Origin of the sequence: Sedimenticola hydrogenitrophicus (assembly GCF_029017505.1) — a bacterium.
GTDB classification, from domain to species: domain Bacteria; phylum Pseudomonadota; class Gammaproteobacteria; order Chromatiales; family Chromatiaceae; genus Sedimenticola; species Sedimenticola hydrogenitrophicus_A.
On the sequence record NZ_JAQGEI010000024.1, the window covers coordinates 17,027 to 30,108 of the forward strand.

Consider the following 13,082-nt stretch of genomic DNA (forward strand, 5'->3'; position numbering starts at 1 on the left):
GGAGACTTATCATGGCTCTAGCAATTGTAAGAGATATCTGCACCGCCTGCGGTGACTGTGAACCGGTGTGTCCCACCAAATCCATCAAGCCCTTCAAGGGCGTCTATATGATCGAGGCCGAGACCTGCACCGAGTGCGAGGATGAGTTCGACGTTCCCCAGTGTCTTGATGTCTGCATGGAAGACGACTGCATCATCTCTGCCTGAAACGTAACTACTCACCCGGTTCGTAGGTGATTGGACTGCCTTGTTGGCCGATCTTGGTGGCGCCTCGAATCCGGCCCATTTTTCAGATTCAAGCCTGCCCTTGTTTGAGCGAAGCGAGTCTGGGCAGGCGCTGAAAAATGGGCCGGATTCGAGGGGGCAAGCCATCGTGTGAGGCCGGCAAGGCAGGCCAATCACCCCGTGAGTAGTTACATTGAAACTGACATAGGGCGCCCCGTGGGCGCCCTCCGGACAACCCAGATCGGGACCCAGATCAGGAGACAGCAATGAACAGCCCAACCCTCGATAAAGAGATCGCCCTGCGCATCGGACTGGCGGCGCGCGAACTGCCGGAAACCGATATCCCCCGCCTGCTGCGCGTGCTGGATGATGCGGTGGGTCTGCCACCCGGCAAAAAACAGCTCGCCGACCTGACGGTGAAGCAGCTGAAGTCGGCTGACGATGGCGAGTTTGCCGATCTCGATACCGGGTCGCTCAAGGCGGCGCTGGCTTGCCTCAAGGGTGAGGTGCATGAGTTCACCGAACCCTTGCCCGAGGTGGTGGCCTATGCCGAGGCGGATATGCCGAACAGCATCCGGGTCGCCTGTGCCTCCAACCGCGGCGCCCAGCTGGACGGGCATTTCGGTTCATGCCGGCGTTTCCTGATCTACCAGGTGTCGGCATCGGAACAGCGACTGATCGATATCCGCGAGGTCGGGAATGCGGCCGCCGGTGAGGACAAAAACGCTCATCGGGTCGCACAGATCACCGATTGCCAGATCCTGTTTGTCGCTTCCATTGGCGGGACGCCCGCCGCCAAGGTGATCAGGGCCGGTGTGCATCCGGTCAAGAAACCCCAGGCCGGGCCGGCGGACGTCGAGATCGGTGCCCTGCGGGCGGCGATCGGCAAGAGTGCGCCGCCCTGGTTGGCGAAAATCATGGGCCAGGCGCCGGAACAGCGCATTCGCTTCACTCCTGTGGAGATCGAGGGAGCGGACATCGAGGCGACGGCATGATCACCCAGGAGCAGCTGAACCAGATCGGCTGGCTGGCGGGGGAGACGCCGCTGTCGGAGAGTTCGGTGAATCGGCTGCGCCTGCGCTTTCCGGAGATCCATTTCACTTACTGCATGGATGATGATGTGATGGCCGCCCGCCCGGTACTGGAAGCGTCGGGGTTCAATCTCTACCTGATCGACAGCAGCCGGCACTGCCTCGGCTTCACCCAGGACATGGAGCTGGCCACCGGCGTGGTGGTGGCCGAAATCGAAGCCGAATGAACGCCGTTGTCATGCCTGACGAAGACGACGCCACACCCCGGGCCGACTGCCGCACCTGCCCGCATCGCGAGGACCGGTTGCAGAAGGGCCGTTGTCATCCGGGGGATGCCTGTGTCGGCGCCCTGAGCGGCCGGCAGATCGCGCGCTTTTTCAAGATCAACCCGGACCTGGCGGAACAGTACGCCGGCGACCCCTTCTGGGAACGGCGCGCCATCGCCGCCCGCTACCTGTCGGTACAGCGGCTGCTGCGCATGCTGGACGATCCCGACGAAGTGGTCAGGCGGGTACTCGCCTATCGCCTGCCGGTGGATGCACTGGCCGCCCTGATTGATGACCCGGATCGAGAGGTGCGGGTCACCGTGGCCGACCGGCTGCCGCCGGAGCAGCTGGAGCAGCTGGTGACGGATAACGATTACCTGGTGCGCCAGTACGTGGCGAAACGCCTCAAGCCGGGGCGTTTGTTTCGCATGCTGCGGGACCCGGAGCGCGAGGTGCGCAAGACGGTCGCCAGCCGTCTGCCCGAGGAGAGTCTCGGGCTGATGCTGGATGACGCGGAGGCCGAGATACGCCTGATCGTGGCCGAGCGGATCGACGCCGATGCCCTCGGCGCGCTGTTGCGGGACCGGGACTGGCGGGTACGGCTGGCAGCCTGCCAGCGTGCCCCCGTCGCCCTGCTGGCGCCCCTGCTCGAAGACGATGATGAGGATGTCAGGGCGGTGGCACGGGAGCGGCTTGGCAAGCGCCAGGCCTGAATCAGACCAGCAAGATAGGAGAGTCATGCATCCATTCGCACGCTTCATCCAGATCCTCGGCAAGGGCCGCAACGGCATGCGCGCCCTGAGCCGTGACGAGGCCTACGAGGCGATGCAGATGATCGCCCGCTACGACGTGGAGCCGGAACAGCTTGGCGCCTTCCTGATGCTCATGCGGGTGAAGGAGGAGAGCGCCGAAGAGGTGGCCGGCTTCACCCAGGCGCTGCGCGAGAGCTTCCATGTGGCCGAGTCGGCATTTCACCCGGCGATAGATTGGGCCGCCTACGCCGGCAAGAAGCGGCACCTGCCCTGGTTTCTCCTGGCGGCACTGATCCTGGCGGCGCGTGGCTATCCGTTGCTGATGCATGGGATCAATCGCAGCGACGGGCGGCTCTATGTGCCGGATGCGCTGGATGCCCTGGGGATGGAGCCCGCCCTCTCGCTGCACGAGGCGCAGGCGCAGCTCCAGTTGCGCGGCTTCGCCTATCTGCCCATCAGCAAGCTCTCCCCGCTCACCGCCGAGCTGATCGAGACGCGCAAGCTGTTCGGTCTGCGGCCGCCGCTGCACACGGTGGCGAGGATGCTCAACCCGCTCTCGGCACCGCTGTCGGTGATGGGCGTGTTCCATCCCAATTTCGCCGCCATCCATCAACAGGCCGCGGTACTGCTGGGGCAACCCGGCGCCCTGATCTGCAAGGGTGACGGCGGCGAGCTGGAACGCATACCCGACCGGGCGGTCGAGCTGTACGGGGTCGGCGCTGGCGCGGCCTGGTCGGCCACCTGGGACTGCCTGATCCGTCCAGGAGGTGAGGTAAAGCCCGGGCGACTCAACCTGTACCATTTTATCCAGGTTTGGGAGGGCGAGGCCGAGGATAGTTATGGCGAGCGCGCGGTCGTCGGTACCCTGGCACTGATCATTCGTGCACTCGGCCTGGAGGTTGCGCCGGGGCCGGCGCACCAGCTCGCCGAGGTGTGGTGGCGGGAGCGGCGGCAGCACCCGTTGGTGCATCTGGAAAGGCCGGCCACGACCTGCGCCTGCGGGCGCGCGGAGACCGTCCGATAAACGATCAAAGGCGGCTGGCCCTCGCCGGGGCCGGTCGCCCCGAACAGAACCGAACAGAAGGAATCGACAGTGAAGACCCTGATTGACCGGCCCGATCGGCTGGCGGAAATCTGCGCCGCGGCGGATGCCGAACAAGGCATCGCGGCGTTAGAACAGACATTGCAGCAGCTTGTCCCGGAGGCCGGGTTAAGCTGTGTGCTGACCCGCGGCAACTGGCATCGGCCGGGGGGCGTGGTCGATGCCGAGCTTAATCCGCTCAGCAGCAATATACGGCGCTGGGCCGAACAGGAGTCGGCGGGTGATGTGGATGCGTTGATCGCCGGTTATGCCGATGCCGGCTACCTGGCCACCCAGCTGTCCGGCAAGACCCATTACTTCACCGTTGCCTGCGGCGACGCGCCGGCGGATTTCATCCAGCTGGAGATCGAGGAGCTGCAGGAGGTGATCGACCGTCCCCTGGTGGCGCCGGACTGGTACCCCGACAGCCTGGAGGATTTCCTCGACCCGCTCGATTGTCCGCGCCTCGATCCGGTCCCGGTGGGACAGCCATGCTATCGCTTCCGGCGCGTCACCCCCATCGCCCGCCTGCTGGATGAAGCCGGCAGCGGCCAGCGCGCGTTCTCCGCGCTGCGCCGGTTTCTCCATGACTGGGGTCAGAGCAGCGCGGCGGAGGGGGAGCACTTCTGCCGCCACTGGATCCTGGCGTTGCGCGAATACATGGATCGGGACGGCGAGGTCAGACTGACCGCCACCCCCGTCACCACCTTCGGCGGCAGCCTGCCCGATCTGCCCCCGGGCGACGCCCTGACCGGCGCCGAGCTGGCCAAGGCCATCCACGGTTACGATCGGGTGGTGGGCTATCCCTTCGCCTGGTATTTCCACATGCTCAGCCGCAAGGCGGAGAATTACCAGCTGGCCAAGGCCGTATTGCGCGATCTGATGGGTGCCTACGCCTACCTGCCGGCCCGGGACCTGAAAGTGCTGCGGGAGTGGGAGGCGCGGTCTTACGCCGTGTAGCCCCTGACCACACCACCGAATCCGGATGTCCCCATCCGATGGGGTTCGCAGGCCCAGCCCAACCTTAGGCTGTTTAATTACCCAAGCCGGTTAATAAGGAACCACGGATGGACACAGATTTACACAGATAGGAGATCAGAATTCTAAATCTGTGGTAACTACTCACGGGGCGATTGGCCTGCATTGTTGGCCTCACACGATGGCTTGTCTCCTCGAATCCAGCCCCATTTTCAGCGCCTGCCCAAACTCGCTTCGCTCAAACAAGGGCAGGCTTGAATCTGAAAATTGGGCCGAATTCGAGGCGCCATCAAGATCGGCCAACAAGGCAGGCCAATCACCTACAGACCGGGTGAGTAGTCACAATCCGTGTTTATCTGTGTGAATCCGTGGTTCTCCAGGGTCTCGCCCAGAATAGTAGGGTGGATAAGTGACAGCGCATCCACCAGTTTGGTGGTGGATGCGCCTACCGGCTTATCCACCCTACGAAACTGAACTGCAGGTGTCGGAGTCAAACCGGGCGATACACCGAATTCAAACACCCAGCTTTAATCCGGTTTGACTCCGACCCGAATGGCACTTACTTAAGGCGAATTGCAGGATTTTCGTCATTCCGGCGCAGGCCGGAGGAGTGGTGCAGGGATGCACCGTTTACGGACCTGAGGATGGAATCCAGGAATACCTCACCGTTAAGCAGTCTGGATCCCGGCCTGCGCCGGGATGACGGTGGTTCTTGGCTTAAGTAAGTGCCATTCGACTCCGACCCCTCGTGATGGCGGAAGCAGAATTGGTCGCAGACCCTCCAATCATTCCCCGATTGTCATGTTTGCGACAATCGATCCGGCGCTAAAAAACCTTATAAAACAACCGGTCTGACAGGGCAATCCGATATGGCATGTCGCTTGCACTAACCCTGGGTAAGGCAACAACAGAGTCCTATCAGACCATGAAGCAGAAAGATATCGCGGCGCTGCTGGATGAACCGGCCTGCGCCCACAACAAGAAATCCAAGTCGGGCTGTGCCAAACCCAAGCCCGGCGCCACCGCCGGCGGTTGCGCCTTCGACGGGGCGCAGATCGCGCTGCTGCCGATCGCCGACGTGGCGCACATCGTCCACGGCTCCATTGCCTGCGCCGGCAGCTCCTGGGACAACCGCGGCACCCGCTCCAGCGGTTCGCGGCTGTTCCGCATCGGCATGACCACCGATCTGACCGAGCAGGATGTGATCATGGGGCGCGGCGAGAAGCGCCTGTTCCACTCCATCAAGCAGGCCATCGAGAGCTACCAGCCGGCGGCGGTGTTTGTCTACAACACCTGTGTCCCCGCGCTGATCGGCGATGATGTGAGCGCGGTCTGCAAGGCGGCGGCCGAACGCTGGGGTACCCCGGTGATCCCGGTGGACGCGGCCGGTTTCTACGGCACCAAGAACCTCGGCAACCGCATTGCCGGCGAGACCATGGTGAAATATGTCTGCGGCACCCGCGAACCGGATCCGCTGCCGGCGGCCGCCCAGCGCCCGGGCATCCGGGTGCATGATGTCAGCCTGGTGGGTGAATACAACATTGCCGGTGAGCTGTGGCACGTGCTGCCGCTGCTGGACGAGCTGGGGCTGCGGGTGCTCTGCACCCTGTCCGGTGACGCCCGCTACAGCGAGGTGCAGACCATGCACCGTTCCGAGGCCAATATGATGGTCTGCTCCAAGGCGATGATCAATGTCGCGCGCAAGCTGCAGGAGGCCTACGGCACCCCCTGGTTCGAGGGCAGCTTCTACGGGGTGCAGGATGTCTCCCAGGCGCTGCGCGATTTTGCCCGGTTGATCCGGGACCCCGATCTGTATGCCCGTACCGAGCTGCTGATCGAGCGGGAAGAGGCGCGCATCAGCCGGCGCCTCGCCCCCTGGCGGGAGAAACTGAAGGGCAAGAAGGTGCTGCTCTATACCGGCGGGGTCAAGTCCTGGTCGGTGGTCGCGGCGCTGCAGGATCTGGGTATGCAGGTGGTGGCCACCGGCACCAAGAAATCCACTGAAGAGGACAAGGCGCGCATCCGCGAACTGATGGGGGGCGAGGCGCTGATGCTGGAGGATGGCAATCCCCGGGCGCTGATCGATATCGTGCGTGACCAGCAGGTGGATGTGCTGATCGCCGGCGGGCGCAACATGTATACCGCGCTGAAGGCGCGTATTCCCTTCCTCGACATCAACCAGGAGCGCGACTTCGGCTATGCCGGCTATGAGGGCATGCTGGAGCTGGCGCGTCAGCTGGTGCTCACCATCGACAGTCCGGTGTGGCCGGCGGTGCGCCAGGCTGCTCCCTGGCATGCCGTAGAGAGTAGTTCAAAGGGGTCAGACTCGATTGATCATCGTCCACAAGTTCGGGACCAACAGCTCAATAGATCAATCGAGTCTGACCCCATTGATACTGCGGCGGCGGAGGCGTGAACCATGGTTGAGATCATCAAACGCAACAAGGCGCTCTCGGTCAGTCCCCTGAAGGCGAGCCAGACCATCGGGGCGGCGCTCGCCTTCCTCGGCTTCCGCCGCGCCATTCCCATGCTGCACGGGTCCCAGGGTTGCAGCGCCTTCGGCAAGATATTCTTCGTGCGCCATTTCCGTGAACCGATCCCGCTGCAGACCACCGCCATGGACCAGGTGACCACGGTAATGGGTTCCGAGGAGAGCGTGGTGGAGGGTCTCAGGACCCTCGCCGAGAAGAACCGGCCGTCCCTGATCGGGGTGCCGACCACCGGCCTCTCCGAGACCCAGGGCAGCGACGTGCCGATGGCGGTCAAGCTGTTCCGCAAACGCCATCCCGAGTTCGCGGCCATTCCGGTGGTTCCGGTCTCCACACCCGACTACAGCGGCTGTCTGGAGACGGGTTTCAGCAAGGCGGTGGAGGCGATCATCCAGGCGGCCGTACCCACCGCCGAGGCGGCCGGCACCCAGCCGGGGCGCCGCCGCCGGCAGCTCAACGTGCTGGTGGGCTGCTTCCTGACTCCCGGTGACCTGGAGGAGCTGAAGGAGATCATCGAGGCGTTCGGACTGCGCCCGGTACTGGTGCCGGACCTCTCCGACTCCCTGGACGGTCACCTGGGCGAGGAGGATTTCTCGCCCCTGACCATCGGCGGCACCGATGTCTCCGAACTGCGGACCCTGGGCGATGCCGTGGCCACCCTGGTGATCGGCCGCTCCATGCACAAGGCGGCCGACCTGCTGCGGCAGCACACGGGGGTGCCCGATTACCGGTTCGATCACCTGATGGGGCTGGCGGCGGTGGACGCCCTGGTCGATACCCTGCAGCGGATCTCCACCGAGCCGGTGCCGGCGAAACTGGAGCGGCAGCGCGCCCAGTTGCAGGATGCCATGCTCGACGGCCACTTCATGCTCGGCCTGGCGCGCATCGCCGTGGCCGCCGATCCCGATCTGCTCACCGCCTTCAGCCAGCTGCTGGCCGGGGTCGGTGCCGAAACCGTCGCGGCGGTGGCGCCGGTCAATGCGCCGGTACTGCAACAGGCCGCGGCGGCGGCAGTGAAGATCGGCGATCTGGAGGACCTGGAGCAGCTGGCGCGCACGGCAGAGGCCGAGGTGCTGATTTGCAATTCCCACGGGGTGGAGAGCGCCGCGCGACTCGGTATCCCGTTGTTGCGCGCCGGCTTCCCCCAGTACGACGCCCTGGGCGGCTACCAGAAGACCTGGATCGGTTATCGCGGCAGCCGCCAGACCCTGTTCGACCTGGCCAACATCCTGTTGTCCCTGGAGAAGGGGGAGATCCATCCCTACCGCTCCATCTATTCACAAAAACCGGAGGTGACCCATGACGCTACAGCGGCGACTGCAGCTGGTGGGCAACAACAGCGAGGCGCAGTGGATGGGCAGCGCCCTGAAGGTGGCCTTTGCCACCCGCGACATGAAGCATGTCGACCAGCACTTTGGCGCGGCCCAGTCGTTTGCCATCTATGCGGTGGACCGGGAGCGGGCCTGTTTTGTCGAGGCGTGCGAGTTCGGCGACCTGGACATGGACGGCAACGAGGACAAGCTGGCGGAGAAGATAACGGCGCTGGACGGCTGTATCGCCGTCTACAGCCAGGCGGTCGGCGCCTCGGCCATCACCCAGCTCAAGGCCCAGGGGATCCAGCCGGTGAAGGTCTCCCCTGGCGCCGCGATCAGTGACCTGGTCGCGGCGCTGCAGGAGGAACTGCGCCAGGGCCCCGGCAGCTGGCTGGCCAAGGCCATCGCCAGCACCCTGCCGGCCGATCCCGGCCGCTTTGATGCGATGGAAACCGAGGGCTGGGAAGAGTAAGGGCGGCGGAACGGAGCAAGCAGATGATCGAACAGACCGGCATCGTGGTGGCGACAAGCGATACAACCCTCTGGGTGGAGACCCGCCAGGTGAGCGGCTGCTCGGCCTGTGCCAGCGGCAGTTGCAGCTCGGCGGTGGTGTCGAAGCTGTTCGGTGAGCGGCGTCAGCGTATTCAGCTGCCCAACACCCTGTCGGCCAACACGGGCGATACGGTGGTGATCGGCATCCCCGAGACGGTGTTGGTAAGCGCCTCGCTATGGGCCTATCTGCTGCCGCTGCTGGTGATGATCGGTGCCGCCCTGGCGGGCCGGCTGCTGGATGCCGGCGAGGGCGTGCAGGGTCTGATGGGTCTGGGTGGTCTGGTCGCCGGCCTCCTGCTGGTGCGCCGGTTGACCGGTGGCGGCACTGGTGGGGGCACTGGCGGGGGCGCGGGCGATGCCCGTCTCAATCCCCGCCTGTTGCGCCTCTCCGTCCCGGCTTCCGGTCGGGCGGTGAGCTTCCCGGTCGGGATGAATGGAATAACGGTTGACACAACCCATGATGAATCTTGAATCACAGGAGCAGAAGATGAGTGAAGCGGTATTGTCTATCAGCAGCGACGATCCGGTCCTGGGGACCGATTTCGCCAAGGAGATGGTGCGTCAGATGCGTGCCATCGACACCTACGGCAGCTACGACAACTGGCCCCTGGAGAAAATCCTGGAGCCCTTCGTCCTGACCAAGGAGAAGAAACGGGAGATCCCGGTGGTGGGGGACCCGGACGAGATCGTGATGGCGCGGGTGCGGGCGTTTTACAACGCCATCTCCGTGCTGATCGAAAAGGAGTGCGGGCTGATGGCGGTGCCCATGCTCAACCTGACCCATGAGGGTTTCGGCCGGGCGCTGATCACCGTCGGCAAGCTGGTGGTGATGGACCGGACGCTGCGCGATGTCCACCGCTTCGGTTTTCCCAGCCTGTCGAAGATGAAGGACGAGGGCGACAAGTTGTTGTCGGTGGCGCTGGAAATCATCGGCCTGCACCCGAAGGTGGCAGGGCTGTAGCCAACCACCCTCTCGGAGGCGGCCGGGTTCCTCGTTCCCACGCTCTGCGTGGGAATGCATACCCAGCGGCAATGGTGGATGCGCCCCTCGGGCTTGTCCACCCTACGTTAGAGGCTGAGTGTAGGGTGGGTTAGGCGCGCCCTGCACAGAGGTCGCCGATTGCCGCGCACCGTGCGCGCGCCGTAACCCACCGTTTGACGGCTGCGGATGCGTTGGGTTACGCAGCGCCCGGACATTGTCGTGGTCTGGACGCGCAGTGCCCGTGCGCCGCTAACCCAACCTACGGGATGGAACGGAGAAACGAGATGAATCCGGAAGAGTTGAAAGGCATGCAGAAGGCAGTGCGAAAGGCCAAGCGCATTGCCACGGAGAAGGCGGGTGAACTGCACGATCTGGTAGAGGATCGGCTGCCCGCCGCCTATGAGGATATTCCCGCCCTGGCGCAGGCCACCTACGATGCCTGCAAGGCCTGGGCCGAGGTGGAAGCCGCCTTCAGGGCGGCCGAAGTAGAGATAAATTGAGGAACTCACAATGCAAGTGATAACCGGTGTTACCCGGGGTGGTGAACCCTATACCCCCGCCTTCGTGATGGCGATTGAACAGACCAAATGTATCGGCTGCGGCCGCTGTTTCAAGGTCTGTCCGCGTGAGGTGTTCGATCTGGTCGAGCGTGAAGAGCTGGAGGCGCTGGAAGCCGACGATTATGACGACGACTATGGCGATGATGACGACGACGGCTTCTCCGATGATACGGCCATGGTGATGAGTCTGAAGAACGATCAGGATTGCATCGGTTGCGGCTCCTGTGCGCGTATCTGCCCGAAGAAGTGTTTTACCCACCAGCCGCAGACCCTGTCGGCGTGAGGAGAAGAGCATGGCAAAACCCGAAAAGCACGTGTTTATCTGCATGCAGAACCGGCCCCTGGGCCATCCCCGGCCCTCCTGCGGGCAGAAAAACTGCGGTGAAGTGGCGGACGAATTCTACTGGCACCTGCAGGAGCGCCAACTGTTCGACAAGGTGCGGGTGACCACGGCGGGTTGCCTGGGTCCCTGCAGCGAGGGCCCCTCGGTACTGGTCTACCCGGAAGGGGTGATGTATGGCGGCGTCGGCAAGGAGGATGTGGCGGCGATATTCGACGAGCACCTGGAGAACGACCGGCCGGTCGAGCGCCTGCTGATGTCCAGCGAGTTCTGGGGATAGTCAGGGCAGATCCGGTCGGCATGATGAACGATACCATCGCAAGCCGTTACGCCAAGCTCAGCGCCCTGGCCGAAATGATCCATGAGCGGCTCGGTGACGAACTCTGGAGAATGGGGTTTGCGGAGCACGAGGTAACACTGATGCCGCCGTCGGCAGCCAGCTACCGGCTGGAGAAAGATGTCTTCTCCGGTGCCCACGCCCTGGTGGGACGCTGGCAGGACGACCAGGGGATGAGCCGGGGCAGCCTGGTGTTTCATGCCGACGGCAGTTTCTTTGTGGAACAGGATATCGTCAAACCGCACCCGCGCAAAAAGGCCTGGTTCGTCGAGGCACTGACCGCCTGGGGGCGGGAGGCGACCCTCCAGGTGGAGTCGAAGTTGCTGCCGATGCCGGAGTGAGTTCGCGCCATGGGTGCTCCCGTAGGAGCGGCTCCGCCGCGATTCGGCCCCGGGGCGGACCTCCTAGAGCCGTAGGGTGGATAAGCCGGTAGGCGCATCCACCATGCTGCGGTGGATGCGCTGTCGCTTATCCACCCTACATCTGCTGCCGATGCCGGAGTGAGTCGCGTAGCCCGTAGGTTGGGGTGAGCCTGCGAACCCCAACGTGGTTTTCTGCGTGTGCGCCATGATGTTGGGGTTCGTTCCTCACCCCAACCTACGGGCTGTTTGATGGGTTACGTCGTTCCTCCTCCACCCATCCTACATTCCTACGCGATTTGTAGGGTGGGTTAGCGGCGCACGGGCACTTCACTTCCAGTCCATGATGATGCCTGGGCGCCGCGTAACCCACCGATCCCTGACTCGCCAAACGGCAATCCATCCTTATCCCACACCCTCCAATCTGTTGTGCGTTGTCGTAATCGCGACAAGTTTTTCATTCGCTAGGCACGGCAAAAAAACCAGCCAATTCAACGACTAACAATTCTCGCAAGCGCATGGCACAGCCCTTGCACCCTGTCTGGTGAAGCGTAACCAAACACATTTGTCACGGGAGTTAGCCATGTTGACACTCACTGAAAGTGCCCAGAAGGCTGTGGGCCGTTTTATCAAAGGTTCGGATGCCCCGGTCGCGGGGCTGCGGATCTCCGTCACCGGGGGCGGCTGTTCGGGCATGCAGTACGGCCTGGCCCTGGAAGCGTCCGCCCTGTCCGAGGATACCGTTGTCGAAGTGGGCGGGTTGAAGATCTTTGTCGATCCCCACAGTGCGCCCCTGTTGCAGGGCGTGACGGTCGATTTTGTCGACAGCATGGAGGGGAGCGGGTTCAAGTTCGTGAATCCCAATGCCAGTGCCAGCTGCGGCTGCGGCAACTCATTTTCAGCGTGATGCACCGGGAGAACCGTCATGTGGGACTATTCGGAAACAGTTCAGGAACATTTTTTCAATCCACGCAATGCCGGTGCGGTCGAACTGGCTAATGGGGTGGGCGAGGTCGGCTCACTCTCCTGCGGCGATGCGCTGCGCCTGACCCTCAAGGTCGACCCGGAGACGGAGACTATCCTGCAGGCGGGATTCCAGACCTTCGGTTGCGGTTCGGCCATCGCCTCCAGTTCGGCGCTGACCGAGATCATCAAGGGGATGACCCTCAGCGACGCGCTGAAGGTGAGCAACCAGGATATCGCCGACTATCTCGACGGCCTGCCGCCGGAGAAGATGCACTGCTCGGTGATGGGGCGCGAGGCGCTGCAGGCGGCGGTGGCCAACTATCGGGGCGAGGAGTGGAAGGATGACCACGAAGAGGGCGCGCTGATCTGCAAATGCTTCGCCATCGACGCGGTGATGATCGAGGAGACGATACGCGCCAACGGCCTGCGCAGCGTGGAAGCGGTGACCAACTACACCAAGGCGGGCGGCGGTTGCTCCTCCTGCCACGAGGGTATCGAAGAGATACTGGGCCGGGTACTGGCCGAGCAGGGCGAGCAGTTGGAGATCAACGCGGTGGCAGCGGAGGCCCGCCAGCCCCGCACCGGCCTGACCAACCTGCAGCGCATCAAGCGTATCGAGGCGCTGCTGGACGAGATCCGTCCCAACCTGCAACGTGACCACGGTGATGTGGAGTTGGTGGAGGTCGACGGGCGCCATATCTACGTCAAGATGACCGGCGCCTGCGCCGGCTGCCAGATGGCCGCCACCACCCTGGGGGGCATCCAGCAGCATCTGGCGGAGGGCATGAGTGAATTCATCCTGGTGCTGCCGGCGGAAGAGCTGGCCCGCCGCGCAACCGTGGGGGGCTGAGG

General features: G+C 63.7%; 16 protein-coding genes and 2 pseudogenes. All 18 read left to right on the plus strand.

The features are described from left to right. Positions 1-11 precede the first annotated feature (11 nt). Positions 12-206: a 4Fe-4S binding protein gene (locus O9K64_RS15060; protein WP_260295663.1), complete on the plus strand. Its 195-nt coding sequence runs from the start codon at positions 12-14 to the stop codon at positions 204-206. 284 nt (positions 207-490) lie between these two features. Beyond that, the gene (locus O9K64_RS15065; RefSeq protein WP_275098911.1) at positions 491-1,219 is read left to right on the plus strand and encodes a dinitrogenase iron-molybdenum cofactor biosynthesis protein; all 729 of its coding nucleotides are present in this window, start codon (positions 491-493) and stop codon (positions 1,217-1,219) included. After that, entirely contained in the window at positions 1,216-1,482 is a 267-nt protein-coding gene (locus O9K64_RS15070; RefSeq protein ID WP_275098912.1) for a DUF6129 family protein, read from the plus strand. The genes O9K64_RS15065 and O9K64_RS15070 overlap by 4 nt, the downstream gene beginning before the upstream one ends. An 11-nt stretch (positions 1,483-1,493) precedes the next feature. After that, a complete protein-coding gene (locus O9K64_RS15075) occupies positions 1,494-2,234 on the plus strand; it encodes a 4Fe4S-binding leucine-rich repeat protein (protein ID WP_275098913.1) in 741 nt (246 codons plus the stop codon). After that, the gene (locus O9K64_RS15080) at positions 2,188-3,297 is read left to right on the plus strand and encodes a glycosyl transferase family protein (protein WP_275098914.1); all 1,110 of its coding nucleotides are present in this window, start codon (positions 2,188-2,190) and stop codon (positions 3,295-3,297) included. Before O9K64_RS15075 ends, O9K64_RS15080 begins: the two co-directional genes overlap by 47 nt. 69 nt (positions 3,298-3,366) lie before the next feature. After that, positions 3,367-4,314 (plus strand): hypothetical protein, encoded by a 948-nt coding sequence (locus tag O9K64_RS15085; RefSeq protein WP_275098915.1) that lies wholly within the window; start codon positions 3,367-3,369, stop codon positions 4,312-4,314. 943 nt (positions 4,315-5,257) lie between these two features. After that, positions 5,258-6,748 carry a nitrogenase iron-molybdenum cofactor biosynthesis protein NifE gene (gene nifE, locus O9K64_RS15090; protein WP_275098972.1) on the plus strand — a complete coding sequence of 497 codons (1,491 nt, stop codon included), beginning with the start codon at positions 5,258-5,260 and terminating at the stop codon, positions 6,746-6,748. Between the two features lie 3 nt (positions 6,749-6,751). Continuing rightward, a pseudogene (nifN, locus tag O9K64_RS15095) lies at positions 6,752-8,044 on the plus strand (nitrogenase iron-molybdenum cofactor biosynthesis protein NifN); the annotation flags it as partial. A 169-nt stretch (positions 8,045-8,213) separates the two neighbouring features. Then, positions 8,214-8,435: pseudogene (locus tag O9K64_RS23670) on the plus strand (NifB/NifX family molybdenum-iron cluster-binding protein); the annotation flags it as partial. 9 nt (positions 8,436-8,444) lie between these two features. After that, entirely contained in the window at positions 8,445-8,606 is a 162-nt protein-coding gene (locus tag O9K64_RS23675) for a hypothetical protein (protein ID WP_335342306.1), read from the plus strand. 23 nt (positions 8,607-8,629) lie between these two features. Next, positions 8,630-9,157, plus strand: coding sequence for a SoxR reducing system RseC family protein (locus O9K64_RS15105; RefSeq protein WP_275098917.1), 528 nt, complete (start codon positions 8,630-8,632; stop codon positions 9,155-9,157). Between the two features lie 16 nt (positions 9,158-9,173). Next, on the plus strand, positions 9,174-9,647 hold the full coding sequence (locus O9K64_RS15110) for a NifX-associated nitrogen fixation protein (RefSeq protein WP_275098918.1): 474 nt from the start codon (positions 9,174-9,176) through the stop codon (positions 9,645-9,647). A 305-nt stretch (positions 9,648-9,952) separates the two neighbouring features. Next, positions 9,953-10,168 carry a CCE_0567 family metalloprotein gene (locus O9K64_RS15115; RefSeq protein WP_275098919.1) on the plus strand — a complete coding sequence of 72 codons (216 nt, stop codon included), beginning with the start codon at positions 9,953-9,955 and terminating at the stop codon, positions 10,166-10,168. Positions 10,169-10,178: 10 nt separating this feature from the next. After that, on the plus strand, positions 10,179-10,511 hold the full coding sequence (gene fdxB, locus O9K64_RS15120) for a ferredoxin III, nif-specific (protein ID WP_260294439.1): 333 nt from the start codon (positions 10,179-10,181) through the stop codon (positions 10,509-10,511). 10 nt (positions 10,512-10,521) lie between these two features. Continuing rightward, positions 10,522-10,848: a (2Fe-2S) ferredoxin domain-containing protein gene (locus O9K64_RS15125; protein WP_260294438.1), complete on the plus strand. Its 327-nt coding sequence runs from the start codon at positions 10,522-10,524 to the stop codon at positions 10,846-10,848. 20 nt (positions 10,849-10,868) lie between these two features. Further along, the gene (locus tag O9K64_RS15130; protein WP_275098920.1) at positions 10,869-11,246 is read left to right on the plus strand and encodes a hypothetical protein; all 378 of its coding nucleotides are present in this window, start codon (positions 10,869-10,871) and stop codon (positions 11,244-11,246) included. A 601-nt stretch (positions 11,247-11,847) separates the two neighbouring features. Further along, positions 11,848-12,171: a HesB/IscA family protein gene (locus O9K64_RS15135; RefSeq protein WP_260294435.1), complete on the plus strand. Its 324-nt coding sequence runs from the start codon at positions 11,848-11,850 to the stop codon at positions 12,169-12,171. Between the two features lie 18 nt (positions 12,172-12,189). Continuing rightward, entirely contained in the window at positions 12,190-13,080 is an 891-nt protein-coding gene (gene nifU / locus O9K64_RS15140) for a Fe-S cluster assembly protein NifU (protein WP_275098921.1), read from the plus strand. Positions 13,081-13,082: the final 2 nt, after the last annotated feature.